This is a genomic window from Alteromonas sp. ISO5, from assembly GCF_058105165.1.
This window is the reverse complement of record NZ_CM176572.1, coordinates 1,407,741-1,432,958: the sequence shown is the minus strand read 5'-3', so window position 1 is coordinate 1,432,958 and position 25,218 is coordinate 1,407,741. Positions and strand designations below refer to the sequence as shown.

Below are 25,218 nucleotides of genomic sequence, written 5' to 3'. Positions count from 1 at the left end.
ATAATCGCGACTTATGATCACAGGTTATAAGCCGGATGTATTGTAGTGCAATGGCTGATGGCCTATGACATCGTAGCCCGATAACAGCCATTGTAGCTGTTGTTCACTCACGTGCAGTTGTTGCAATTCCGTCTCGACAGGCCACTTAAACCGATGCTTCTCGAGACGTTTATACCAGAGTGCAAAGCCCGTTTTATCCCAGTAGAGTATTTTGACTTTATCGCGCTTTTTATTGCAAAACACAAACAGTGCATCGCGAAACGGATTAAGGTTCATGTCTTGCTCGACCACTACAATCAAGCCATTAATGGATTTGCGGAAGTCGACGATATCCATGTATAGATAAATATCGGCAGGCTCAACGAACATCTTCATTCGGCCAATGCCTTCATCACAGTAGCAACCCAATGAGGACTCATGTTCGTTGGCACGCTCAATTGAGCGTCTCCGAGTTGCAGGAGAAGGTCGCCCCCCATTTCTTCGGTGTATGACTCAATCTTCGTGACTTCGCGTTTCACTTGAACGAACTTGCTGCTTGTTCGTTGAAGCAGAATATCACGACGCCTGGTATAGTAGGTTTGAACGTTAATCTGCTGCTGGCGACAAAACTCCACCGCAGTGAGTCCGCTTTGTTTTTGTTGCTCAAATAGATTGAGCCAATCTTGCACTTCTCTTCGTTGCTGCATGATCATTCTCCTTTGCATAAAAGAACACCATGCCGTAGCTAACTTATGAATTGAATGTGGGGATTACCGGACGCTCACCAATGATTAATGCAGGAGACGAGTATCAAAAATCACGCTATACAGAATCTCAGATCATCGCAGTATTGAAAGAAGTTGATGCTGGTAGAAAAGTTGAGGAGGTGTGCCGTCAACACGGTATCAGCAGTGCAACTTTCTACAAATGGAAGTCCAAATACGGTGGTATGGAAGCGTCTGACGTCAAGCGACTGAAAGAGCTTGAAGAAGAAAATGCCAAGCTCAAAAAGATGTTCGCTGACGTTAGCTTAGAAAATAATGCGATTAAGGAACTTGTTGCAAAAAAGGTTGGTGACAGCAGAAAAATAAGCCCGCGGCGCCGCTAAATCCGATATACTCCAAGCTGATGTTAACGGTGGAGCTTTGCAATGCGTGTATGTGGTGTAGAACTGGCGGGACATGATGCCAACATTGCCCTATTGACTTTGGATAATGGCCTGATTCAGCTTCCTGATTGCCGCACCCGTAAAATGAGCCTGCAAAAAGCCGCTACCGCCCATGAGCTTAAGTATTTTCAGAAATCCTTCGCGCAGCTGGTGCAGGATTACAAAATCGAAACCATCGTAATCCGCCAGCGCCCGATGAAGGGCAAGTTTGCCGGTGGCGCCATTGGTTTTAAATTAGAGGCGGCGCTGGAGTTGCTAACCGGGGTGGAGGTTATCGTGATGCCGCCCACCGAGATCAAAGCGGCGTTAAAAGATAGCCGTGTGTACATAGAATTTAGCGAGACCGGTTTAAAAGGTTTCCAGAAACCAGCGTTTGAAACCGCACTGGCCTACATGAGTCAACATTTGTAATTCTCCTCCCGCAAGGCCAGTTTAATGGCATTATCGCCATTTCTCGGCCCCCTCTATTTCTAACCAATCGGGAGCGTAATTAAAGCTTATGCGCCCATTTTTTAACTACAACTCATCGACTGGAAATCCGTTCTTGGAACAATAAAATGTTCGGGTATGTGATTTGCGTCCCATTAGAAATTCAGTGATTCCTGAGCTGATTGGCGGTCTCGGCCACTTTGCAAAACATGACTCTCTCGGGTTAGTCATTGGTTAAACTAAATATAAATAGTCCAAATTTTTAAACTATTTAATTAATGCCAGTCTTTAAGCAGCTCGGGTGATTGTTAAAAGCGTAAAGGGTAGCAAAATACATTTACACGCAGGCGAGTGGCTGGTGCCGGCAATGATGGCGGCCATGGTTTTATACAGTCTTTGGGAGTCGGATAAATCGAAAATCGCGGTGTAGGCAGGGTGCAAAACGAAGCTGGCTATGTACCGCGAAATCATCTTGTTTTTATGGTTACTTACCCGTGTTCTGATGACTTTATTAATGCTGCACACAGTGTCGGCACAGAGCGTAGGACTCGGCTGGCAGAATAGCCGGGCCAATCTGGCTGGGGCATTGCTGTTGGTGGCTGCCTTGCACGCGTTAATGGATATCTTCGGTGGAGTTTTAGGCTATGTCGAGCATAAGCACGGTTGGTGTGAAAGCGAAGTGGCCTTGGCTTAATGCCCCAATACGTGTCTTCGTTCAAATATTTGGCGACTCAAAAACCGCATACCGAAAATTCTAACCTTGAGTACAGCTTACGAAGTGGTGCTTATCATTTATTGTTAACACTGCAGTTGAGGTGAACACTGTTAATTCGTTAAGCGCTCGTTGAGCGTTAACTTTAATTTGAGGAAAGAACTATGAAAGAGTTAAATTCAACTGATTGCGTTAATGTTTCAGGCGGTTTAGTCGGTGGAATTGTGTTAGGCATAATCGTCGGTAAAGTCGTTGACTACTATATCGGCGAGGAGCTGGATAAGGCTGTTGAGGGGATGTTAGGGCCAACCGACGATTACGAAGGTATGATGACGGCCGCTTAAATTAAGAAAAACCTGTAGTAGGGCATTTGCAGGTTTCTTAAGGAGACTGTAATGAGTAACAGAGCAATCCACTTAATCATGTTCACGTTGTCGCTGCTATTGTCGCTGACCGTTAAACTCAATCGTGAAGTCTATATTGGTATAAATGGTGGGCTGGATGTCCTGCTTGGTTCTGTGCTTAGCTGTTTATATGTTCTGATCTTAGTGTCTGGTTACGTGACCTTTGCGCATTCTATGACTAATAAAAAACTCAACAACTGCATTATCGGTATTACTTGCGGTGCTTTATTGTGGGAGGTTCATCAGGCATTCATTCCGGAAATGTATTTCGACTGGAATGATATTGTGGCAACGCTGGTTGCGTTTACTGTGTTAGTGCTGATTCAGCGCTATAAGCCGGTTGGTAATTATAAGAACAGCTATGCAGCGCTTGGCAATGACTAAAGTGTTAATTCAATCCGCCTGATTCTGCAACTGTCACTAATTCATCCACCACAAAACGGATCTTGGGTAATATCTGGCGGCCTTTGGGCCACAGAGCACTGATTGGCATCTCGCCGCTGGCGTAGTCGTTCAGCTGCTTTATGCGTTGCCCGGAGGTACGGGTGACATCCTCCCGCCCGGCCTCTATACTCGGTAATAAGGAATTCAGATGGGCGCAATAAAGCGCATCAAGGTGAAAATGGTTCTGCAGCGAATCTCTTGCAAAAGTCGTTGTATGGTCCATTAATGTATATTGGCGTTAATCCCGAAGTTGTTCTGAGGCAAGCGAATATTCTGCTTAATATCACCGACAATTAATAGCAGGCGAACACCTATGGATTTGCAAACCCTCACGGCACAAATTGAAAACCTCGATTCTGCGCCGCCATTTGATAAATGGCATCCGCCGTTTTGCGGGGATATTGATATGGTCATTAAGGCCGATGGCAGCTGGTGGTACGCAGGTACTCCCATCGGGCGCGAGAAGCTGGTGAAATTATTTGCAGGCGTGTTACTGAAAGAAGGTGATGAGTACTTTTTAAAAACCCCTGCCGAAAAAGTGCGGATCCAGGTAGAAGATGCGCCTTTTGTGATCACCGAATGGCGACGCCATGAAACAGATAACGGCCCGGCTATTGAAGTGATATCAAACTTAGGTCATTGTGCACTGCTTTCGCAGCAACACCCGCTCGTCATTGATAATACGGATCCAGAGCAGCCGCGACCTTATGTCACCCTTCACCGTGGTCTAAGAGCACTGGTACATCGCAATGTGTATTATCAGTGGGCTGATATGGCCACCCCTTTGCACATTGATGGCCAAGAGCATTTAGTGATCAGCAGTGGTCCTGAGCAGTTTAGTCTGGGCCGGTTGTCCTGAGCGCTGCATACTCCCAACCAAAATTAATCCACCCCGGCAGTTGAGCCACCCGCGGCGGGCGGCTACTATGGCTGCGTTTAGCCCTTGCCGGGCTATACCTCATGGAGTCATACTCATTAAGGACCGGTAGCGTCATGAAAATCCTGCACACCTCAGACTGGCACTTAGGGCAAAGTTTTTTTACCCAGAGCCGTAAGTACGAACACCAGTGCTTTATTCAGTGGTTGTTAGCGTTGGTTAAGCGTGAGCAGGTGGATGCGCTGATTATTGCTGGAGATGTGTTTGATACCGGCACGCCGCCAAGTTATGCCCGTGAAATGTATAACCAGTTCGTGGTGGATATTCAAAAACACGGCTGTAGCCTTATTGTACTGGGCGGCAATCATGATTCTGTTGCTATGCTAAATGAATCAAAGCAGTTGCTGGCTCAACTGGATACTAAAGTGGTGGCCAGTACCGGTATGGACACGGAAGAACAGGTTTTTACGCTTCATAACCGGGCGGGAGAAAAGGCCGCGATTTTGTGCGCCGTGCCATTTATCCGGCCCCGTGATGTACTGCAAAGTCAGGCTGGTGAATCGGGATTAGAAAAGCGGCAGGCACTCGGTGAAGCCATAAAGCAGCACTATGCTACGTTATATACTCAGGCCGTCGCCCTGCGTGAGGCCGCAGGCGGTGAACTGCCAATCATCGCTACCGGTCATTTAACCGCATTAGGCGTAAGCCAGTCAGACAGCGTGCGGGATATCTATATCGGTACGCTGGAGGGTTTCTCTGCTGATGGCTTTCCGCCTGCCGACTACATTGCGTTAGGGCACATCCACCGGCCACAGAAAGTGGCCAAAACGGAACACATTCGGTACAGCGGCTCACCCATCCCACTGAGCTTTGATGAACTCTCTACCCAGAAACAGGTGGTGCTGGTAGAGTTTAGCGGCGCAAGCCGCAAGGCTATTACGCCGATAGATGTACCTGTTTTTCAACCCATGCAAACACTTACCGGCTCTCTATCAGAGCTTGAGGCGGCATTAACCTCGCTGACTACCAATAAATTGGTTTGGTTGTGCTTACAGGTAGAAAGTGAAGATTATCTTTCTGATCTGCAGCAACGGGTACAGACCATGACCGAAGGCTTGAATGTGGAAGTACTGCAATTACGCCGGGTGCGTAATAAACAGCGCCAGTTACTTACCCGGCAGCAAACCGAAACACTGGCCGAACTTACTCCCGTTGAGGTGTTTGAAAAGCGCCTTGAGATGGAACAATTTGAAACCGAAGAAGCGCGGCAAAGAGCTGAGCGGATAAAGCACCACTTTGCCCGGATCCTCTCTGAAGTGGTGCACGAACAGGGAGGTCAGTCATGAAAATTCTGTCGCTGCGCTTAAAAAACCTCAACTCCCTTAAAGGTGAATGGAAAGTCGATTTTACGGCTGCACCGTTTGCCGAAAACGGACTCTTTGCTATTACCGGTCCTACCGGGGCCGGCAAAACCACCATTTTAGATGCTATTTGTCTGGCGCTGTACCATCAAACCCCACGACTGGGGGTCATTACATCGTCGAGTAATGAAATTATGACCCGTGGTACCGCAGAGTGTCTGGCTGAAGTTGAGTTTGATGTCAAAGGCGTGGCCTACCGGGCTTTCTGGAGTATGCGCAGAGCGCGCAATAAGCCCGATGGGAATTTGCAACAAGCTGAAACCGAACTGGCAGAGCTGGCCACCGGCAACATCCTGACAACTCAGATTAAGCAAAAAGCAGAAGCAATAAAGCAACTGACAGGCCTGGACTTTGGGCGGTTTACCAAGTCGATGATGCTGTCTCAGGGCGATTTTGCAGCGTTTCTTAATGCAGAGGAAGGGCAGCGTGCTGAATTGCTGGAAGAGCTTACCGGCACCGAAATATACGGCGAGATTTCCCGCCGTATTCACGAGCATTTTAGCCAGGCTAAACAGCATCTCGCTGAACTGAATGCCGCGGCTGGTGGTTTCGCGCTGCTGGCTGATGGCGAAAAGCAAACGTTGGAAGAAGAAGCGGCACAGCTACAGGCACAACAACAAACTCTGGTAACACAAGCTGATGGGCTTAACCAACAGCTACAGTGGTGGCAGACGTTAAACGCTGCAAAGCATAAAGCGCAACAGGCAGAGCAAAGTAAGTCTGTGGCAGAGCAGGCTATGGCTGACTCGAGGGATGAACTGGAGCAACTGGCCAGAAGTGAGCCCGCTGAACAGATGCGACTGCCCTGGGAAATGCTCAAAAACTTGCGCGCAGAGGCTACCCGCCTGGCAGCGGAAATTGACCAGCAGACCCGGCTAAAGGTAAGCCGGGAACAGGCGCTGAGCGCAGCCAGTGAGGCATTGGCTGTCGCCCATAAAACGTTTACGGAGAAAAAAGCCTATGCCCGGCAACAAGATCAACTCATCTCAGAAAAAATCCTGCCGTTAGACACCGCAATAAGACATCGGCAGGAAAAGTGGCAGGATTGTCAACTTCGTGCTCAGCAATTAAGCGACAGTAATACCCGGTTTAAACAGCAGATGGCTGCAACAACCAGCGCCATTGAAACGCTTAAAGCCCAGCGTGATGAGGCGGCAGGATATCTTGATGCCCATCATGACGATGCTGCCCTTAGCGAGAGTCTGGCTGACTGGGAACTACAATGGCATCAGGTTAAAACAGCCAGGCAAACGGTTGAGAGCCTGGAAACTGATTGTCAGCAACTGCGCGACAAACAGCACGTTTTCGCCAGTGAGACAGCTCAGTTATTGGCTCAGCAACAAAATGCTCAAACCGAGTTAAATGCGGCTACTTCCGACGCTAACAACAAGCTTGCCACCACTGGTGAGTTACTTGGCGATGACAGTGAAGACGGATTACAAAGTAAGCTTGATTCCTGCCGCTTAACGCTTAGTGTTATTGACAGGGCCAGGGGTGTGCAGCAGGCCTATCAACAGCAAGCGTCCAACAAACAACAGTTAAGAGGTACTGCCGACGAGGTTCAGAGTAGGGTAGAAGCCCTTTCCACAGAGCGGGAAGCACTGCTCAGGGCTTACCAGGAGCAACAGCAACAACTCGAGGATATAAAGCGATTGATCAGTCAGGAAGAAGAGCTGATCCAATATCGCAAACAGCTACATGAAGGCGAACCCTGCCCGCTATGCGGTGCTACAGAACATGCCTCACAAGAGAGTCTGGCGCTGGATATTCCGCATACTATTGCGCGTAGAGATGAGGCAGAAAAAACGCTACAGGCAACCTATGATGCCGGCACCCAGGCCCGTCAGGATCTGGAATCGAGTCGCCGCCACCTGCAGGATGTAAACCAGCAGAGGCAGCAGTGCGAGCAACAGCTAGACGAGCTTAAAGCCAACTGGGCCAGCTACGCCGAATCGCTGGAGGGAGAGCTGACCGTCACTGACACTGAAGGATTAGCCTCCCTGGAACGTAACACCACAGAGCAAAGCAATGCGCTGCAAAGCCGCATCGCCGCGGTGCGTCAGGCAAACACGGCGTATCAGACTGCCAGGCAACAAGTGGATGTCCGGCAAACTGCATTAGATAAGATTAGCGCTTCCTATCAGCTATTGTTGCAACAAAGGCAAACAAACAGTGAGGGCCTTACCCGCCTGGAGGCAAGACATCAGGCCGCAATGCAATCTTATGAACAGTTGCTGACTGTGCTCATGGAGCAGATAAAAGCAACAGGTTTCTCGCCCGACCCCCAAGCCCTGGCTTCCTGGCTGACGGCTAAGAAAAAAGATGCGGCCAGCTATGCAGAGCAGGTAAAAATACGCGATCAGCGCCAGCATGACATTGCCATAAAAGAAAATGAAGTGAATACCTTCGGGCAGCGCGTGCAGGAACTTACCGAACAGTTAACAGCAGCCCGACAACAAGCTGATGATCTATCAGCCGAACTTGATCAGCTCAGCGCGGAGCGCCATACGTTATTTGGCGATCAGGATATTGCGCAGGTGCGCCAGGCGCTCAGTCAGCAGGTTGGGGAGCTGGAGTTGGAAAAAGAACGCTGTCAGCAAGTTCGTAATGAGGCCGACAAAGCCTGCTCTTCGCTACAGTCTTCGCTGGCGGTGCTCAATGACAACCTTTCCAAGCTACAGACGCAGCTTAGTGACAAGCAAAGCCATTGGGATGCACTGCTAACTACCAGCGTTTTTGATTCGCCTGAGGCCTTTGAGCGAGCCTTATTACCGCAAGCTGAGCGTGAACGTCTGTCGGCATTGAAGCGCCGTCTATCCGATAACCTCCACTCCGCGACCATATTACTGCAAGAGGCGCAAAACCAAATTGCAACCCAGCAGGCCATGGATAACGCTGATATCTGGGCTCAGACCTCACCGGCTGAAGTGACCGCACAGTTAACTGAGTTAAATCGGCAGCGGGATAATATCATTGCCCGCAAAGGACAGCTTGAGCAGCGCTTGCTGACCGACACACAGCAACGAGAAAGACTCAGTGAACTCACCCGTAAAATAGCTGAGCAGCAGGCAGAGGTTGATGACATCAGCTATCTGCACGGCTTAGTGGGGTCAGCCAATGGCGATAAATTTCGTAAGTTTGCCCAGGGGCTGACACTGGATAATCTGGTGTACCTGGCGAATAAGCAACTGGATAAACTGCATGGTCGTTACCTGCTTAAACGTCAGAGTGGCGAGGGGTTATCGCTCAGTGTACTGGATACCTGGCAGGGCGATGTGGAACGTGATACCAAAACATTGTCGGGCGGGGAGAGTTTTTTAGTGAGCCTGGCGCTGGCGCTGGCGCTCTCTGATTTGGTCAGTCACAAAACCAGCATCGATTCATTATTTTTAGATGAAGGCTTTGGCACTCTCGACACCGAGACGCTGGATATTGCTCTGGATGCGCTGGATAATCTCAATGCGTCAGGCAAAATGATTGGTGTAATAAGCCACATTGAAGCCATGAAAGAGCGTATCCCTACGCAGTTGATGGTAACCAAAAGAAGTGGCCTGGGTACCAGCGTACTAGGAAATGAATACAGGGTGACGGTTTAGTCTTCAAGCCGCAATGATAAATTCCAGCGGCAGATTTGTATTACTTATAGCATTGACCGAACCGTTTTCCCATGCCAAAATTGGCCTTACCACCTGTCCGGTTCGCTGCAGTTCTGTGTAAAATAGTGGCCGGATTTTTCTGATTAACTATAGAGGTAAGGGCAATGCTCGAAACATGGCGCTGGTTTGGTCCTGATGATTCCATTACATTAAGCAAAATACGCCAGACTGGCGCAACCGGGATAGTGACATCCTTGCACGAAGTGCCAACCGGTGATGTGTGGCCTCTGGACACCATCCTTGCTCGTAAAGCCATGATCGAGCAGGCCGGTATGACCTGGTCAGTGGTAGAAAGTGTGCCATTGCACAACGACATTAAAACCCGGACTGGTGATTATCAACAGTACATTCAGAACTATATTGAAACGCTCACTAACCTGGGCAAAGCTGGCGTTGATACGGTGTGCTATAACTTTATGCCGGTTGTCGACTGGACCCGCACTAATTTAAGTTACACCCTGCCAAATGCCTCGCAGGCACTGCGTTTTGAAATGTCCGACTTTATTGCTTACGACGTGTACATACTTGAGCGTGAAAATGCCCGTTCTGATTATTCAGAGCATCAGTTAAACGTGGCTGAAGCCCGCATTCAGGGCATGAGCGAAGAAGAAAAGCTCCTGCTGGAAAAGAACATTATAGCCGGTCTGCCCGGGGGCGAAGGCTCCTATACCAGAGATAGTATCAAACAGGCAATTGCTGAATTTATCGCACTGGGTACTGAAGGTTATCGGCAGAATTTATTTACCTTTTTACGTGAAATTATGCCAACCGCCGAAGAGGCGGGTGTGAGAATGTGCATTCACCCTGATGATCCGCCGTTTTCACTGTTTGGTCTACCCAGAGTGGTATCAACGGCCGATGATGCCAGAGCAATCCTTGAGGCGGTGCCAAGCCCAAGCAACGGGATCACTTTGTGCGCTGGCTCATTTGGTGCCCGTGCTGATAACGATTTAGTGGAGATGGTTAAAGCCTTTGGGCCCAGTATTTTCTTTGTCCATTTACGCAATGTGAAACGCGAACCAGACGGATCATTTTATGAATCCGACCACCTCGGTGGAGACAATGACATGATAGGGTTGATCAATGCGTTGCTCGATGAGGAAGGGGCCAGAAAGCAGAAAAATAGTATTCCAATGCGTCCGGACCATGGCCATCTGTTGGAGGATGAACTGGGTAAACCGGATGTGAAACCTGGTTACTCTTACCTGGGTCGAATGAAGTCGCTGGCGGAACTGCGCGGTGTAATCCATGTGCTTGAAAGTCTGCGGGCTGGCCAGACTAACTAACTCCTGACTCCCAGATAAAAGCAATATGATTCGGTTTATATTGGTGGTTCTGCTCACTGGATGGTGAGTAGCCACCAGCATGAAAAGGCGCAGCGCCGCTATTTTGCGCTGCGCGTTCTGAGTCAATTATGTCATCTTGATAGCCCCTCGCTCCGGTTGTTCGCGTGGCCACGCCTCCGCTGCAACACATACGCTGATGTCCAGCTAGACTTTCTCAATGAACATACCCTGATGACGCGGCAGGATGTCAACAAAACCTGGCCTGAGGTGCAATGTGTCAGCGCAAAGTCAGGGCCAGCATAACTCCTCTCTGGCACTTCTAATCCTGGTCAGGCCAATGTCTTATTGTAATTCGAAGTCGTTGTTTTTAATTGGCTTTACCAAAAGGTATTGCATTTGCTGATACAAACCATCCTTAAAATAAATAGTTACGTTAAAATGTTGATTTGTAGTTAAAATGTTAACTCTGTTGTGTTTACTGTGTTAATTTATTGTTGAGTGGTATTTTGTGGTGTGTATATTGGCCTTACCAGATGGCCGGTGCCTAAAAAAGGTCCCTCATCATCACCGTTAACCAGCAGCACAAGAGAGAATATGCATGAACAACTTGCCTGTTTTTAAACCGTCGTTACTAGCACTTACGCTGTCAGTTGCTATGGGGAGCTTAGGTAACTCTGCTTCAGCACAGGAGTTGGAGATTATTGAAGTCAAAGCACAAAAACGCGCTCAGGCTCAGCAGGATATCCCTGTCGCCGTTTCGGTGCTTGGCGAAAATACGCTGGAACGATTGGACGTCAATAATTTTGATGATGTTACCCGGGTATCTCCATCACTGACCATTGAGCAGGGCGGTGAGCCACAGGTCAATACCATCAGCATGCGAGGCGTTGGCACGGCAGCTTTCAGTATCGGCGTTGAATCGAGTGTTGCGGTGGTGGTAGATGATGTACCGCTGATAATGGCAGCGCAGGCATTTTCGACACTGTCTGATATTCAACAGGTAGAAATATTACGCGGGCCGCAGGGCACGCTTTTTGGCAAAAATGCATCGGCGGGTCTGGTTAACATCATGACCAAAAATGCCACCCAGGATTTTGAAGGGCGAATTAACCTTGGCGTCACCGATGACAACGAGAAAAAAGCTCAGCTAATGGTATCGGGCCCGATGTCTGACACGCTAAGTTACCGGGTCAATGCCTTTTATAAGGACCGTGATGGCTTTATTAAAAACCTGACAACCGGCGAAGATCTTAACGGAGAGAAAGGTTACGGTGTGCGCGGAAAACTGCAGTGGTTTGCACACGACGATGTGGATTTAACCTTTATTTTTGATACCAGCCATCAGGAAGGTAGTAATGTGCCAACCTGGGTTGATGCTGCTGATATTGTAACGGGTGAAGGCGAAGTGGCAAGCAGCAGAAACCTGAACGTTCGTCGTGATACGGATAATCATTGGGAAACCGACCAAAACCTCGGCGTCGTTAAACTGAATTACTTCTTGAGTGATACCCTGACCCTCACCTCGGTATCCAGCTACCAACGTTTTGAACAGGACTCTATTTCTGATGAAGATCTTACAGATGTTCCCATGGAAGACGCATACCCACCGTTTCTGTTACCCCGTTTTGATCCGCTCGGCATTGGTGGCCCACAAGCAATTCAAACACCGTATATTGATGCCGAGGGCATTACTCAGGAAATTCGTTTAACCGGCACGCCAACAGGCCGCTTTGAATACATTGCCGGTTTGTTTTACAGCGACCAGGATATTTACCGTGATTTTGAGCGAGGCCCGCTATCTTTCGTGTTAAACAACTGGGAAGCATCGGTTTCTTCAAAAAGTACGGCAATATTTGGCCAGACGTCCTATGAAATGGTCGATGACACCTTTATTGATGTTGGGCTACGTTTAAATCACGAGAAAATTGGCGTGTCGTTTACCGACTATTATGCCAATGGCTATGAGCTTAACCCGACAAACCCGGCTACCTATAACGGCGACGACTCGCAAACGGCCGTTACCGGTAAGGTGGCACTGCGTCATTTTCTTGAAAACGGCACCATGGTTTACGGTTCAGTAAGTACCGGCTACAAAGGGCAGGCGTTTGACGTGGCATCTGGGTTTAATCAGTCTGATGCAGATCAGCCAGTGGGCGAGGAAACCTCCACGTCATACGAGATAGGCGTAAAAGGCTTTAATGACAGCCGCAGCTTTAGTTACGAGTTAATTGCTTTCTTAACCAACTTCGATGACTACCAGGCCCAGGGAGGGCGCGTTGATGAAAACGGTGCGCCGGTATTTGCGCTTAACAACGTGGGTAAACTGCGTACCCAGGGGCTGGAAGCCAACTTTTCGTTGCAGGCTTCTGAGGCGCTGCGACTTGATGCTTCTCTGGCGTATACCGATGCGGTAATTAAGGAATTTGATAATGCCCCCTGTTACGGCAATCAGACAGAGGCTGATGGTTGTATGATTGGGGCGGGACCGGGTGGTTTGGATGCACAGGATCTCGCCGGTGAAGACCTGAACAACTCGCCGGATCTTAAATACAATCTGGCCGCTTACTGGGAGAAGCCCGCTGGTGACTATTCGTTCAGTTGGTTCGCTCAGGCCAACTATCAGTGGCAGGACGAGGTGAATTTTGATCTGTATGGCGACCCGGTCAATGTGCAGGAAGCCTACGGCATCGCTAACCTGGGGTTCGGGGTGGTTGATAACGACAATCGCTACAAAGTGACCTTTTACGTCAATAACATGTTCGACGAAAACTATTCATTAGGCTACAGCAATTTTGAAAATCGTTTCCAGGGCGAAACGGCTGTTGCGAAGCGTTGGACCCGCGGTGCACTGCGATATATGGGCGTAAATGTTTCCTATAATTTTTACTAATTTCCAAACCGATACTTAATCAACCGTTACAGCAAGTGTAATTAACACTTGCTGCTTGTTAGCTTTTAAACGGCTACTTTAGCAAAGAGAGTGTGTATGTTATTTAAAAATCGCAACGCCATATTCATAGCTACTTTGTTGCTATTCCTTTTTGGGTGTTCTTCACCACCGCCGCAGCAAAGCTCAGTCAGTCAGCCCCGTGAAAGCCGCGAGTTAAAAGATAACTGGCTGTTCCTGCCAACCGATTCTATGCCAGAGCGTATTCATCAGCCTGATTTCAGAGCTGATCAATGGCAAACAGTGAGTATTCCGCATAGCTGGAACCGGGTTGGTTATTATCAGAACGACTTTTCTCATTTACATACCAAAGATAACGTCGATACCACTATGGGTATTGGTCTCTATCGAACAGAATTTAAGGTAGAGGATAACACGGCAGATAAGCAGTTCTGGCTGGAATTTGATGCGGTTAGCCGTACCGCCCAGGTATGGCTAAACGGTCAGTATCTGGGTGAGCACCGTGGTGGCTTTAATCGTTTTCGCTTTGATGCAACGCCCTATGTCAGTGACAGCAAACCCAATGTGCTGGTCGTAAAAGCCGATAACAGTAAACCTACGGCGGAGTCGTCAACGGCGGATACCCTGCCTATTTCCGGTGATTTTTTTGTGCATGGCGGAATTTACCGGCCGGTGAGACTGGTTACTACAGCAGATGTGCATCTGGATATGCAGGACTTTGGTGGTCCTGGTGTCTACGCTACAACAACAATACACGATAAGCAGGCGACGGTAACCGTAACCAGTCGGGTGAGTAATGCCAAAACAGATGAACAAACAGTCACATTAAGTGCACAGTTAATCGATGGAAACAATAAAGTCGTTGCCCGCAGTGAACAGCAGTTATCGTTAGCTGGTGCCGAGACCCGGGAACGGACACAACAATTATCGGTAACTAATCCGGTGCTTTGGCAAGGTATGGAGAACCCCTACTTATATACCTTACGCGTGCAGGTAACCGACAGCAATGGCATGGTTATCGACCAGCTTGATCAGCAATATGGCCTGCGTGAAATTACCGTAACCGCCGATAAAGGCCTGCTGCTAAATGGCAAACCATTGCGCTTGCACGGTGTAGCCTATCACCAGGACCGAGAAGGACGGGGTTGGGCAGTAACGGCCCAGGACATTGCCGAAGACATGGACATGCTGGTCGACATGGGCGCCAATACTATTCGCTTAGCCCATTATCCCCATGGTCAGCCAGTGCACAAAATCGCTAATGAAACAGGGCTTATTTTATGGGACGAAATTCCGCTGGTAACGGTATGGCGCTATGGAAAAGAGCATGAGAAGGTTAATCAGGCACTGCTGGATAATGCCAGCCTGCAACTGGAGGAAATGATAAAGCAAAACTTTAATCACCCGTCGGTTGCGGTGTGGGGCATCGCAAATGAAGTGGATTTTGGTGCAGTGATCCCCGCTTTTCTGGGCAGCCCGAGTGATTCGGAGCCTGATCCAACACCGGTGCTGACCATGCTGGACAAACAAACCAAAGCGCTCGACCCCCTGCGTTATTCAACGCTGGCGAATTGCTGTGAAGCGAATAAAAAGTGGGCCCACGCTAAAGTACCGCCGACCACGGGTATCGCCGATACGGTTGGCGTAAACCGATATTTCGGCTGGTATTATGGAAAACCCACCGACCTTGATGAGCACCTGGATACCTTGCATGCTATGTATCCGCAACAGCCTGTCTCAGTCAGTGAATACGGTGCCGGTGGGGCCTTATCCATGCATACCGATAATCCTCTGGGTGGCCCGGTCGCGGCAACCGGCAAACATCAGCCTGAGGAGTACATGTCTTATGTGCATGAAATAAACTGGCAGATCATGGCCGACAAGCCTTACTTATGGGCCACCTGGATCTGGAATGCTTTTGATTTTGCCACCACTACCCGTCGTGAAGGTGACTCTATTGATATTAATACGAAAGGACTGATCAGCTACGACCGTCAAATCAAAAAAGACAGCTACTATTTTTATCAGGCCAACTGGCGTGAAGCACCGGTAGTACATATCACCTCTCGTCGGTATACCAACCGTGCCTATCAGCAAACGCCGGTCAAAGTCTATTCTAATCTGGCGGCCACTGAACTGGTTGTAAACGGTAAGTCTGTCGGCGTACTGCAAAATTGCCCCCAGGCAGTTTGCGTGTTTACCGGCGTGGCGCTGCAACAGGGCGAAAATAATATTGTTGCTAAAGATGCTAATGGCAATGACGCAAGTGATAGCGTGACGTGGCACCTGGCAGCGTCTCAGGTCAATGCATACTTTATTGATGCGGGGGCCATAATGGCCGCTGATACCAGCGAAAATCAGTACGGTTCTGATGCGTTTTTCTCTGGTGGTAGTGCTAAAACACTGGATAAAGCGGGTGGCTGGGGACGCCCGCCGGTTAAAGCACAAGTTAAAGGCACGGCTGAGCGAGATTTAGCGGCATCCTATCGCGCCGGTGAATTCAGCTATACGTTGCCGCTTGCCGATGGCCGCTATCAGGTGGCTCTGATGTTTGTTGCACCCACTGATATCGAAGAGACAGCATTTACCGTTAGCTATAATCAAACTCCACTGTTACAGAAGTCCTTTAGCGCTACAACAGGCGATACATTCAGCGCTGATATCAGTACTGTCGACGTGGAAGTTAGCACAGGCGAGCTGCAACTGGTATTTGTGCCACAACAGGGCGAGGCATTTGTATCTTCTGTGGTAGTGACGCCCATACCTTGATTGTCGTTTCTTGCTATGGCGGGGGTTGTCCCGCTCTGGCAAGATATATACTACATAGACGTGCGGCTAAAACGCGCTGCGCTCTAAACGCTGTTGCCTTGTCTTAAACGAGCGGGTACACAAAAGCGCAAACAGGGCCTAATTGGGCTCCAGCCCGAGCACATTCATATCTTGTTCAATGGCATTTGATATGTGGGTCTGCATGGCGCTGCGAGCTCGCGAAGGATCACGCAATTTAAGAGCATTGAGAATACGCCGGTGTTCATCCACGTAAGGGTGTACGCCGAGGTCCCTTACTTTCTGATGAAAGGTAGAGCTTAATACGGATGCATTGCGTAGCTCCCATAACCACTTTATGTACGAGCACAAAGCGCTGTTATTGGTCGCTATGGCAATGGTGCAATGGAAGAGCTCGTCAGCCTGCTCTTTCTGATGTTCGTCGGAGTCAGCAGACTCCATGACCTTCAATGCCTTTTCCAGTACTTCAAGCTGATTTGAGGTAATTCTGGCAGCAGCCAGACTAACAGCTTCAGGTTCAACTAATAAGCGGGCTTCAAGTACTTCGAAGGGGCCAGGGACATCGTCAAGTTGACGGCTAAGAGCCTGGTCGTTGGTGGGCAATGCATAAATGCCAGAGCCTGTTCTAATTTCTACCAGGCCGGCTATTTCAAGGGCAATCATCGCTTCACGAATGGTCGGGCGGCTGACTTCAAAACGCGAGGCTAAATCTCGTTCTGACGGTAATCGCTCGCCGGTTTTAATGTTGCCTGAGCGGATCTGATTTTCAATTTGGTTCGCCACTTCGATATAAAGACGGCGTACTTTAACAGCATCCACTTTCATTGTTGATTGTTACCATTTTTTCGCTGGATTCCTCGGTTGAGAATACCGAGGCTGGTAAAATAGTCAAGCCAATAAAAGGGCAGGCTAGATGCTTTGATACTACGTTGGTAGAAGAAAAACGTGTCGGCTTTCATTGCGCCTGTTTCGGGCTGGCTTAATCCCGGTATTATAACAATACAACCAGCGGCATCGGGGATTCACGATGCCGCCTTAAGCGTCAACAGTGTTACTCAATGGCCTCGTAGGGCATGCCCACATACTGTCGGGCAATCACTTTCTGGCCTTCTTCATGAGTCAGGTAAAAATCCAGTTCAGACTGCATAAAGCGATCGAAGGTAGCCTTATCCATACCGTTTACCGTGTCCTGGTCAAAGTCGTGCAGCATATTGCTCATCCACCAAGAGAACCGTTCACCGTGCCACACCCGTCGCAGTGCGATTTCAGAGTACTGTTGCGGGGCGGTCAAATCACCTTGTGCATAGCGCTTCTGTAGCAGCTTGTATAAAGTTGATACGTCCGACGCGGCCAGGTTCAGTCCTTTCGCACCGGTAGGCGGTACGATATGCGCAGCATCGCCAACCAGAAACAGGTTACCCCATTGCATTGGCTCACACACGAAGCTACGTAGCGGGGCGATGGATTTTTCAATACTTGGCCCGGTGGTTAGCTTTTCTGCGCTGTCTTCAGGCAGACGTTTTTTAAGTTCATCCCAAAACGCTTCGTCTGACCAGTTTTCTACTTTGTCGGTCAGCGGGACCTGCAGGTAGTAGCGTGAGCGTGTTGATGAACGCATACTGGCCAGAGCGAAGCCGCGTTCTGTTTTACAATAGATCAATTCGTCGCTCACGGGTGGCACATCGGCCAGTAATCCCAGCCAGCCAAAGGGGTATACGCGTTCATGCTCGGTACGTTTTTCTTCTGGAATGGTTTGTCGGGATATGCCGTGAAAGCCGTCGCAGCCCGCAATGTAGTCACAATCGATGGTAATCGTCTCTCCGTCTTTCACCAACGTCACCTGTGGATTATCAGTGTCTGCGTTGTGTAACTGTACGTCCTGGCTCTGGTAAAAACTGGTGAGGCCTGAAGCTTCGCGAGCATCCATCAGGTCACGGGTAATTTCGGTTTGGCCATAGCACATTACCGTACTGCCATCAGTAAGCTTGTTGAGGTCGATGCGATAGCGCTTGCCATAGTAGGCAATATCAAAGCCGTCGTGCACCTGGCCTTCTTCGTCCATGCGTTTGTTTACGCCCGCCTCGCGAACCAAATCAACAAATCCTTGCTCAAGAATACCGGCGCGGATACGGCCAAGAATATAATCCGGGCTGACACGTTCTACAATAATATTATCTATACCTGCTTTGTGCAGCAGTTGGCCCAGTAATAAACCTGAGGGACCCGAGCCGATAATGGCAACCTGCGTTTTTGTCTTCATAGCACTGACTTCCGTTGAACAAATTAATTGCGATAATTCAATAGTGGAGGACGGTGACTGTAATTGTTATTCACTTATGCGTTAAGATGTTGTACTTTTTAATCACATGTTAAATTTTTGTCATGGTTGATAGCAACTGTGTGAGCACCAGGAGAAGCGCTTTGACGACAACGCAAAAGCACATCCCGTTTTATGATCTCTACGGTGAGTCATTTATGCGCATGCAGCCGGACTTTGTGCATCTGGAGGATATTCAGTCGCGCAGTGCCGACTTAGGCTGGGAAATTAAACCCCACCGACACGCTAATCTGGCCCAGATCATTTGCGTTTTTGACAGTCAGTGGCAGGTGCAACTGGATGACGAGGTGCATAATCTATCGGGTAACTGGGTGGTTACCCTGCCGCCTGGTGTGGTGCACGGTTTTCACTTTGCGCCCAATACTAAAGGCTTTGTGCTATCCATCAATGCTGATGTGATCACCAATATGGAAATGGGCGAGGACATCAGTGCATTTAACCAGTTGGTGTGGTTACCACAGACCATTGAGTTTCGCAGTGCCCGCCAGGCGGAGCGGTATTTTAGTTACCTGATGATGCTGGCTGATGAAATGCACATCAGCGATCCTGGGGCCTCTGCCACTATTCGTTTATTATTAAAGTTGTTATTTATCACGATTGCCCGGCAACGCCAGCTCGACTCGGTGCAAAGCGGGCCTTCCGGCAGGGAAAACCGTATTCTGTTGGGCTTTCGCGAACTCATCGACAAGCATTACCAGGATCATATAACCATTGATGAATATGCCGCAAAGCTCTTCGTTTCAGTGTCTACCCTAAGCCGCATCTGTCGTCAGCAACTCTCGCAAACGCCTAAACGACTGGTGCATCAGCGCCTGATCAGTGAAGCCCGGCGGCGGTTAATTTATACTCAGCAGACGCTTGATGAAATTGCACTGACACTGGGTTTTAAAGACACCGGTTACTTCTGTCGTTTCTTCAAGCAGATGGCGGGTATAACTGCCGGTGAATTCCGCCAGCAGAAGCGCAAATAATGACAAGATTAATTGCTCTATATTACCGTTTTGTGATTCGTTTTTTTAATTAATATATTGAAATATATTAACTTTGTTTGCTATTTTTGTTCGGGTTGTGTGTGTTTAAAAATTATCTATATAGAAAAAACTAATGGTGTTTTGCAGTTTTCTAAACTGCAAGGCCAGCACAGGTGGCGCATACTGTGTGCTAAATACTAAACAGTCTCAGCGTTACATTGCCAACAGCGCAATTGTAGGTTTATATCTTTCAATTGTACTTTTTAGTCAGGTTGGTTTTCTGGAACAGCTGAACGTTCGCTAAATCAACAGGTTGCTACCCAACAGGCATAAATGGGCAACCCATACTCAGGAGCAGGCCATGAGCCAATTTGTTGTGGATGCTGACTGGTTGCACTGGCATCAGTCACCATCGGTACCAGCTTACAAAGTACCAGAAGGCGCGGTGGATGCGCATTGTCATGTATTTGGTCCGGGTGATCAGTTTCCTTTTGCGCCACAACGTAAGTACACCCCTTGTGATGCTTCGAAGGATCAACTGTGGGCATTACGTGATTATCTTGGCTTCAGCCGCAATGTGATTGTACAGGCGACTTGTCATGGTGCTGATAATCGGGCGCTGGTAGACGCCCTGAATCATTCCAATGGCCTGGCTCGCGGTGTGGCAACCGTTACGGCGGACATTACCAGTGAAGAACTGCAAAGCCTGCACGATGCAGGGGTTCGTGGAGTACGGTTTAACTTCGTAAAACGCCTGGTGGACGCGTTGCCGTTTGATTCCCTTGCCACTATTGCCGACAAAATAAAGCCCTTTGGCTGGCATATTGTGATCTATTTTGAAGCTCAGGAGTTACCTGAGTTATATGACTTTTTTACTGCATTACCCACAACGGTGGTAGTTGATCATATGGGCCGTCCGGATGTTACCAAGCCGTTAGAGGGTCCTGAGTTCGCGCTGTTTTTGAAGCTATTGGAAGAGAATGAAAACTTCTGGAGCAAGGTGAGCTGTCCGGAGCGTATCTCGCAAGTCGGATTGGAAGGTAACTACGAAGATGTGGTTCCTTTTGCGCGAACGGTGGTTGAGCGCTTCCCTGATCGCGTGCTGTGGGGGACAGACTGGCCGCATCCGAATATGAAATCGCACATGCCTGATGATGGTCATCTGGTGGATATGATCCCCAAAATTGCGCCGACAGAGGCATTGCAGAAAAAATTACTGATTGATAACCCTATGCGCCTGTACTGGGCGGATTAGACACCGTGCCGGCAAGGTATTACCGCCGGTAGTAACGAAACGGGAGTTTTTATGAAGATTGTTGTTGTAGGACCAGGTGCGTTTGGCATTAAGCATTTAGATGGTCTGAAGAATATTGATAGCGCTGAAGTGGTTGGCCTGGTAGGTCGTGATGCTGCGAAAACGCAGGCGGTGGCAGACGAATATGCCATCCCCAATGTGTATACGTCGCTGGAAGAGGCGCTTGAAAGCGACGCTGATGCCATTATCCTGTGTACTCCTACACAAATGCATGCTGCCCAGGCGATTGCCTGTATGAAAGCAGGTAAACATGTGCAGGTTGAAATTCCACTGGCAGACAGTTGGGAAGATGCGCAGGAAGTGTTAAAAGTACAGGAAGAAACCGGCAAGGTTTGCATGGTGGGACACACCCGTCGTTTCAATCCTTCACACCAGTATGTGCATAATAAAATCACCGCCGGTGAGGTTAACATTCAGCAAATGGATGTGCAGACTTACTTCTTCCGTCGTCAGAATATCAACGCTAAGGGTGAGCCGCGCTCATGGACCGATCATCTGCTGTGGCACCATGCTGCGCACACGGTGGATTTGTTCGCTTATCAGGCCGGTGCGAAAGTGGTTAAGGCTAATGCTATTCAGGGCCCGATCCACCCGGAACTGGGTATCGCCATGGATATGTCGATTCAGTTGCTGGCCGAAAATGGTGCGGTATGTACGTTATCATTATCGTTCAACAATGACGGGCCGTTAGGTACCTTTTTCCGTTACATCTGTGACAATGGCACTTATATTGCCCGCTATGATGATTTGGTTGATGGTCGGGAAAACCCCATTGATGTGTCTCAGGTGGATGTGTCGATGAATGGCATTGAGTTGCAGGACCGCGAGTTTGTGGCAGCCATTAACGAAGGCCGTGAACCAAACAGTAGTGTTGCCAAAGTCTTTGACTGTTATCGTGTACTGTATGAACTGGAGCAACAGTTAAACGCTCAGTAATGCATACCTGTACCCTGTAAACTGAAAGGATTAGCCCTATGTTACAACGCAAACTGGCTGGCCGTCTGGTATCAGAAATTGGCCTGGGGTGTATGAACCTCAACCATGCCTATGCCAAAAAGGTCGACCAGGCTACGGCAACCAGCCTGCTTACCAAAGCCTTTGAAGCTGGCGTCACTCATTTCGATACGGCTGCCTTGTATGGTTTTGGCAGTAATGAAAAGATGGTGGGTGAAGCCATAAAGCCTTTCCGCAAGGATATCTTTTTGGCCAGTAAATGCGGTATGACCGGCGTCAATGGTAAACGTACCATCGATGGCCATCCGGCAACCTTAAAGGCTACGCTTGATACCGCGCTAACCAGCCTGCAAACGGATCATATCGACCTGTATTACCTGCATCGCATTGATCCGGATGTGCCGGTAGAGGAAAGTGTGGGGACATTAGGTGACATGGTTAAAGCCGGCAAAATTGGCGCTATTGGGTTATCGGAAGTCTCGGCGGAAACGCTGAGAAAAGCCCATGGCGAATACCCCATTGCGGCGCTGCAAACCGAGTATTCTCTGTGGACCCGCAATGCTGAAATTGCAGTACTCGATGCCTGTAAAGAGCTGGGTGTGGACTTTGTGGCATTCAGCCCACTGGCCAGAGGGTATCTGGCTGGTGGTATCAGCCCTGCAGACATGGGCGACGGTGATATTCGGAAAGGCATGCCGCGTTTTCAGGGCGATAACTGGACAGCTAACCAGCAACTGTTTGCCGACTTCGCAGCACTGGCCAGCTCTGCAGACGTTACGCCGGCGCAGTTGGCTCTAGCCTGGATACTGGCGCAAGGTGAACATATTCATGCCCTGCCAGGTACCAGCAGCGAAGCGCATCTTATGGAAGATATACAGGCCAGCGGCCTGCTCCTGCCAGCCGATATACTCGCCCAAGCAGATGCTCTGATTAATCGCCAAACAGTGAAAGGTGACCGGTATCCGGCTGGTGCGCAAGCCGATATTGATACTGAGGATTTCGCCGACGCGTAAACGGCAGCAAACAGCTCACCCCGTAAAGGGTGAGCTGCAATAACCGGATGATATGACTTATCTTTCAGCCAGAGCCAGGGCAGCGTTGACTGTGAACAGGTAAAGCCCGCCAACGTCAATCACATACTCATTTTCACCCCACAGGAACGGCCAGTTTTCCTTGTTTTCCGGCAGGTCGGGCTTCAGAATTAATACGCCTGGTACAATTGCGCCGCTGATAAACGAATAATCTGCCCGGTTCATTCCGTAAGCCACTTTTTTGGACACCGTGCCTACATTAGAGACAAAGGAAATGTCGGAGTCAGGATGCGTACCGTACAGATAATCGAGTGAGCGATAAATCAACTCCGTGTCAAACAGGTCCGGGAAGGCGGAATGCAAATAGTATTGCGTGTTTGCCATTTGCAAAATGGTAGAATTGCCTGCCCAGCCATACTCGGTAATGGTTACACCGAAGGGATTTCTGGTTGTGGCCGCTTCAAGGGCTGGTTTGTAGTTCTCCGCTGCCCGGCGGATACGCTTGCGGAAGGATTGGTCCATATACGGTAAGGCACGAATGGCAGTCACCGCAGCGCGGCTGAATTCACTTTCGACGTAGGGAAGCAAGTCTTTCACCACACGTTGGTATTGGGGGGCGCCGGTGGTGATAAGAAGCTCTACCGCTGCTTTGAGTTTTTCTTCTTCAAGGCTACCGCCAGTGGTATTACCCACCTTAAACATATCCGGTGCATGACTTGCTTCCTCCTGCCAGGCTGCAATAGCGGTTTCGCGGAACTCGGTAGCTAACGCAGGTTTGTAGTCTGCCATGGCTCGACTTGCCGCAGCCAATGCTGCCATAGCGCCGTAGTTCAATGGTGTGGACTTACTGGTAAATGCCCAGCGGTCGTCAAATACGCCGCTGTGTATACCATCTGACTCGGTGTCGGTCATAGTCGGATCATAGATTAGATTGTCGGTCATGGTGAGACCGTCGCCGAGATGCGTATACTGGCTCAAATCGGGTACGATAATCCCCGGGATAGCGTGACCAACCGCTTTATACTGCGCCAACAATGCCAGGCTACCATGTTCAATTTGTTGCAGCAGATCGGGTTTACCGTCTGGGACATGAATATCCACATACTTACGTTTGTAATCGACCAGCGTGGTATCGCGGGTCAGGCCAAACTCCTCCCATGCCTGCACCAGTGACGTAATGGTGTGATACTGGGTTTGCGTGCGAATGTCATAGTCACCAGCGTCATACCAGCCGCCCACGTTAAGGCCCGGAATATGCTCACCAGGTTCGTAAGGGGTATCGGTAGTCGGTCCCTGAGCATACAAATCGAAGTGGGTATGATTAACCGGAGCCTGGAGCGCATCGTCCAGATGGGAAGCGCCATGCCATACCCGGTATGCCTCGTTAATCAGCATATGGTCCATTTGCACCGGAAAGTAGTGGTCCAGGGTCGGATGCCAGGCTTTATCCAGAACGGTTGGGTCGATGGAAAATGCCGCAGTGGTGGTTTCACCATAGCGTAACTGATAAACACCACTGGTGGTTACATCGCTGAAATCAAATACGGCGTACTGATAACGCGTGTAGTTGTCATGCTTTTCCGGCTTGCGTTTTTTAACGGTGGTGGTCGTACCGTCAGGGTTAACCCGTAATAACTCGGCCTCGCCTGAAAGTGAGGCTCTGGCATCCAGTTCGATGACTGCCCGCTTGGTTTGTTGCGGCAGATAACCCACCTGCGAATGGCCAATGACCGGGGCGCGTAACCAGCTATCATCGGTACTCGCCGTTAGCTGCCATTTAGCCAGCGTGCCGCTTTTTCCGGCGGGTAGCAGGCCACGCACCACATACCAGCCATTCTGGGCCTTAGCGCGTCCGTCATAAAGCGCCAAAGGCAGCGATTCTGACACAATGGACACTCGTTTCTGCGCGTTTTCCGGTGCCAGTACCAGGTGTTGTCCGGTGGCCAGCGGTTCAGGCTCATGTTGTCCGATCATTTCTTTTACGCCAGTGGGGTAGAGCGGAAAGCTGCCTGGTTTGCCATCGGCGAGAAAGCTGGTTTCCCGGTATGTGGCGGGCAGAAACTCCATATTAAATCCTGCTTTTCCTTCCAGCACGGGCGGTAATGGATTAGGTGACGATAAGGTAATTTCAACACCGTTATCGATAGGCGTGGCGGTGATGGTGTAGGTGAAATTAAACTCGGGATAGGCAAGGGTGGCACTAATGCTGCCAGACTTCTTATCGACTTTGCGCTCCACAAATGTGGGGATTGGGTCCCATTGCTCCGGGGTTGCACTGAGGCGCACATCGCCGTTAGTGGCGGTGCGCTCACCAAAATGAATCAGCTCAATACCACTAATTTTTGAATCACCAAATAAACCATTGTACCAGTTGCTAAACACCACCACATCCAGACTTGGCTGGCTGAAGTACTGCTTATCATTAAGCTTAGGGGTAGCCGCCAGGGTTAGCGTTGATGCAGTGGCAAAAGCGCTGGCAATAGCGACAGCAAGAAGTGGTTTTAGCACGCAGTCTCTCCTCTTTTAATTGTAAACAAA

20 protein-coding genes and 1 pseudogene are annotated in these 25,218 nt (G+C 49.3%); 15 read left to right on the top strand and 6 right to left on the bottom strand.

From position 1 onward, the window contains the following. Positions 1-24 precede the first annotated feature (24 nt). A complete protein-coding gene (tnpB, locus tag AC2T0J_RS06465; RefSeq protein ID WP_489806274.1) occupies positions 25-375 on the bottom strand; it encodes an IS66 family insertion sequence element accessory protein TnpB in 351 nt (116 codons plus the stop codon). Then, on the bottom strand, positions 372-686 hold the full coding sequence (tnpA, locus tag AC2T0J_RS06460) for an IS66 family insertion sequence element accessory protein TnpA (RefSeq protein WP_489806273.1): 315 nt from the start codon (positions 684-686) through the stop codon (positions 372-374). The genes tnpB and tnpA overlap by 4 nt, the downstream gene beginning before the upstream one ends. Before the next feature lie 80 nt (positions 687-766). On the opposite strand from tnpA, the pseudogene AC2T0J_RS06455 reads away from it, so the two are divergent. From AC2T0J_RS06455 to AC2T0J_RS06435, 5 genes and pseudogenes are all read left to right on the top strand, one after another. Beyond that, positions 767-1,048: pseudogene (locus AC2T0J_RS06455) on the top strand (transposase); the annotation flags it as partial. Positions 1,049-1,129: 81 nt separating this feature from the next. After that, positions 1,130-1,558: a DUF3010 family protein gene (locus AC2T0J_RS06450; RefSeq protein ID WP_489809327.1), complete on the top strand. Its 429-nt coding sequence runs from the start codon at positions 1,130-1,132 to the stop codon at positions 1,556-1,558. Between the two features lie 472 nt (positions 1,559-2,030). Then, positions 2,031-2,270: a hypothetical protein gene (locus AC2T0J_RS06445; RefSeq protein ID WP_489809326.1), complete on the top strand. Its 240-nt coding sequence runs from the start codon at positions 2,031-2,033 to the stop codon at positions 2,268-2,270. A 182-nt stretch (positions 2,271-2,452) separates the two neighbouring features. Then, positions 2,453-2,632, top strand: coding sequence for a hypothetical protein (locus AC2T0J_RS06440; protein ID WP_489809325.1), 180 nt, complete (start codon positions 2,453-2,455; stop codon positions 2,630-2,632). 51 nt (positions 2,633-2,683) lie between these two features. Next, complete coding sequence (locus AC2T0J_RS06435; protein ID WP_489809324.1) at positions 2,684-3,076, top strand: hypothetical protein; 393 nt, start codon at positions 2,684-2,686, stop codon at positions 3,074-3,076. Positions 3,077-3,080: 4 nt separating this feature from the next. On the opposite strand, the gene AC2T0J_RS06430 is transcribed toward AC2T0J_RS06435, so the two are convergent. Next, positions 3,081-3,359 carry a hypothetical protein gene (locus tag AC2T0J_RS06430; RefSeq protein ID WP_489809323.1) on the bottom strand — a complete coding sequence of 93 codons (279 nt, stop codon included), beginning with the start codon at positions 3,357-3,359 and terminating at the stop codon, positions 3,081-3,083. Between the two features lie 90 nt (positions 3,360-3,449). Between AC2T0J_RS06430 and AC2T0J_RS06425 the strand changes: the two genes are divergently transcribed. The 6 genes from AC2T0J_RS06425 to AC2T0J_RS06400 all read left to right on the top strand — a co-directional run bounded on the left by AC2T0J_RS06425 (position 3,450) and on the right by AC2T0J_RS06400 (position 16,053). After that, on the top strand, positions 3,450-3,995 hold the full coding sequence (locus tag AC2T0J_RS06425) for a DUF1285 domain-containing protein (protein WP_489809322.1): 546 nt from the start codon (positions 3,450-3,452) through the stop codon (positions 3,993-3,995). Positions 3,996-4,129: 134 nt separating this feature from the next. Then, on the top strand, positions 4,130-5,359 hold the full coding sequence (gene sbcD / locus AC2T0J_RS06420) for an exonuclease subunit SbcD (protein WP_489809321.1): 1,230 nt from the start codon (positions 4,130-4,132) through the stop codon (positions 5,357-5,359). Beyond that, complete coding sequence (locus AC2T0J_RS06415) at positions 5,356-9,030, top strand: AAA family ATPase (protein WP_489809320.1); 3,675 nt, start codon at positions 5,356-5,358, stop codon at positions 9,028-9,030. The genes sbcD and AC2T0J_RS06415 overlap by 4 nt, the downstream gene beginning before the upstream one ends. 164 nt (positions 9,031-9,194) lie before the next feature. Then, on the top strand, positions 9,195-10,376 hold the full coding sequence (gene uxuA, locus AC2T0J_RS06410) for a mannonate dehydratase (RefSeq protein WP_489809319.1): 1,182 nt from the start codon (positions 9,195-9,197) through the stop codon (positions 10,374-10,376). Between the two features lie 598 nt (positions 10,377-10,974). Beyond that, positions 10,975-13,266: a TonB-dependent receptor gene (locus AC2T0J_RS06405; RefSeq protein ID WP_489809318.1), complete on the top strand. Its 2,292-nt coding sequence runs from the start codon at positions 10,975-10,977 to the stop codon at positions 13,264-13,266. 96 nt (positions 13,267-13,362) lie between these two features. Next, a complete protein-coding gene (locus tag AC2T0J_RS06400; RefSeq protein ID WP_489809317.1) occupies positions 13,363-16,053 on the top strand; it encodes a glycoside hydrolase family 2 TIM barrel-domain containing protein in 2,691 nt (896 codons plus the stop codon). 138 nt (positions 16,054-16,191) lie between these two features. On the opposite strand, the gene AC2T0J_RS06395 is transcribed toward AC2T0J_RS06400, so the two are convergent. Together AC2T0J_RS06395 and pobA are read right to left on the bottom strand one after the other, a co-directional pair. Then, positions 16,192-16,896: a FadR/GntR family transcriptional regulator gene (locus AC2T0J_RS06395; RefSeq protein ID WP_489809316.1), complete on the bottom strand. Its 705-nt coding sequence runs from the start codon at positions 16,894-16,896 to the stop codon at positions 16,192-16,194. A 226-nt stretch (positions 16,897-17,122) separates the two neighbouring features. Continuing rightward, entirely contained in the window at positions 17,123-18,331 is a 1,209-nt protein-coding gene (gene pobA / locus AC2T0J_RS06390) for a 4-hydroxybenzoate 3-monooxygenase (RefSeq protein ID WP_489809315.1), read from the bottom strand. A gap of 161 nt (positions 18,332-18,492) precedes the next feature. Here pobA and AC2T0J_RS06385 point away from each other — a divergent pair, with 161 nt between their 5' ends. From AC2T0J_RS06385 to AC2T0J_RS06370, 4 genes are all read left to right on the top strand, one after another. After that, positions 18,493-19,380: a helix-turn-helix domain-containing protein gene (locus tag AC2T0J_RS06385; RefSeq protein WP_489809314.1), complete on the top strand. Its 888-nt coding sequence runs from the start codon at positions 18,493-18,495 to the stop codon at positions 19,378-19,380. A gap of 361 nt (positions 19,381-19,741) precedes the next feature. Next, on the top strand, positions 19,742-20,635 hold the full coding sequence (locus AC2T0J_RS06380; RefSeq protein WP_489809313.1) for an amidohydrolase family protein: 894 nt from the start codon (positions 19,742-19,744) through the stop codon (positions 20,633-20,635). A gap of 51 nt (positions 20,636-20,686) precedes the next feature. Beyond that, positions 20,687-21,631 carry a Gfo/Idh/MocA family oxidoreductase gene (locus tag AC2T0J_RS06375; RefSeq protein WP_489809312.1) on the top strand — a complete coding sequence of 315 codons (945 nt, stop codon included), beginning with the start codon at positions 20,687-20,689 and terminating at the stop codon, positions 21,629-21,631. Positions 21,632-21,669: 38 nt separating this feature from the next. Beyond that, on the top strand, positions 21,670-22,662 hold the full coding sequence (locus tag AC2T0J_RS06370; protein ID WP_489809311.1) for an aldo/keto reductase: 993 nt from the start codon (positions 21,670-21,672) through the stop codon (positions 22,660-22,662). Between the two features lie 57 nt (positions 22,663-22,719). On the opposite strand, the gene AC2T0J_RS06365 is transcribed toward AC2T0J_RS06370, so the two are convergent. After that, entirely contained in the window at positions 22,720-25,188 is a 2,469-nt protein-coding gene (locus AC2T0J_RS06365; protein ID WP_489809310.1) for a glycoside hydrolase family 9 protein, read from the bottom strand. Positions 25,189-25,218: the final 30 nt, after the last annotated feature.

What these genes read in the sequence shown, in the direction of transcription:
- tnpB (WP_489806274.1), bottom strand. Translation starts at nt 375, where the DNA reads ATGAAGATGTTCGTTGAGCCTGCCGATATTTATCTATACATGGATATC.
- tnpA (WP_489806273.1), bottom strand. Translation starts at nt 686, where the DNA reads ATGCAGCAACGAAGAGAAGTGCAAGATTGGCTCAATCTATTTGAGCAA.
- AC2T0J_RS06450 (WP_489809327.1), top strand. Translation starts at nt 1,130, where the DNA reads ATGCGTGTATGTGGTGTAGAACTGGCGGGACATGATGCCAACATTGCC.
- AC2T0J_RS06445 (WP_489809326.1), top strand. Translation starts at nt 2,031, where the DNA reads ATGTACCGCGAAATCATCTTGTTTTTATGGTTACTTACCCGTGTTCTG.
- AC2T0J_RS06440 (WP_489809325.1), top strand. Translation starts at nt 2,453, where the DNA reads ATGAAAGAGTTAAATTCAACTGATTGCGTTAATGTTTCAGGCGGTTTA.
- AC2T0J_RS06435 (WP_489809324.1), top strand. Translation starts at nt 2,684, where the DNA reads ATGAGTAACAGAGCAATCCACTTAATCATGTTCACGTTGTCGCTGCTA.
- AC2T0J_RS06430 (WP_489809323.1), bottom strand. Translation starts at nt 3,359, where the DNA reads ATGGACCATACAACGACTTTTGCAAGAGATTCGCTGCAGAACCATTTT.
- AC2T0J_RS06425 (WP_489809322.1), top strand. Translation starts at nt 3,450, where the DNA reads ATGGATTTGCAAACCCTCACGGCACAAATTGAAAACCTCGATTCTGCG.
- sbcD (WP_489809321.1), top strand. Translation starts at nt 4,130, where the DNA reads ATGAAAATCCTGCACACCTCAGACTGGCACTTAGGGCAAAGTTTTTTT.
- AC2T0J_RS06415 (WP_489809320.1), top strand. Translation starts at nt 5,356, where the DNA reads ATGAAAATTCTGTCGCTGCGCTTAAAAAACCTCAACTCCCTTAAAGGT.
- uxuA (WP_489809319.1), top strand. Translation starts at nt 9,195, where the DNA reads ATGCTCGAAACATGGCGCTGGTTTGGTCCTGATGATTCCATTACATTA.
- AC2T0J_RS06405 (WP_489809318.1), top strand. Translation starts at nt 10,975, where the DNA reads ATGAACAACTTGCCTGTTTTTAAACCGTCGTTACTAGCACTTACGCTG.
- AC2T0J_RS06400 (WP_489809317.1), top strand. Translation starts at nt 13,363, where the DNA reads ATGTTATTTAAAAATCGCAACGCCATATTCATAGCTACTTTGTTGCTA.
- AC2T0J_RS06395 (WP_489809316.1), bottom strand. Translation starts at nt 16,896, where the DNA reads ATGAAAGTGGATGCTGTTAAAGTACGCCGTCTTTATATCGAAGTGGCG.
- pobA (WP_489809315.1), bottom strand. Translation starts at nt 18,331, where the DNA reads ATGAAGACAAAAACGCAGGTTGCCATTATCGGCTCGGGTCCCTCAGGT.
- AC2T0J_RS06380 (WP_489809313.1), top strand. Translation starts at nt 19,742, where the DNA reads ATGAGCCAATTTGTTGTGGATGCTGACTGGTTGCACTGGCATCAGTCA.
- AC2T0J_RS06375 (WP_489809312.1), top strand. Translation starts at nt 20,687, where the DNA reads ATGAAGATTGTTGTTGTAGGACCAGGTGCGTTTGGCATTAAGCATTTA.
- AC2T0J_RS06370 (WP_489809311.1), top strand. Translation starts at nt 21,670, where the DNA reads ATGTTACAACGCAAACTGGCTGGCCGTCTGGTATCAGAAATTGGCCTG.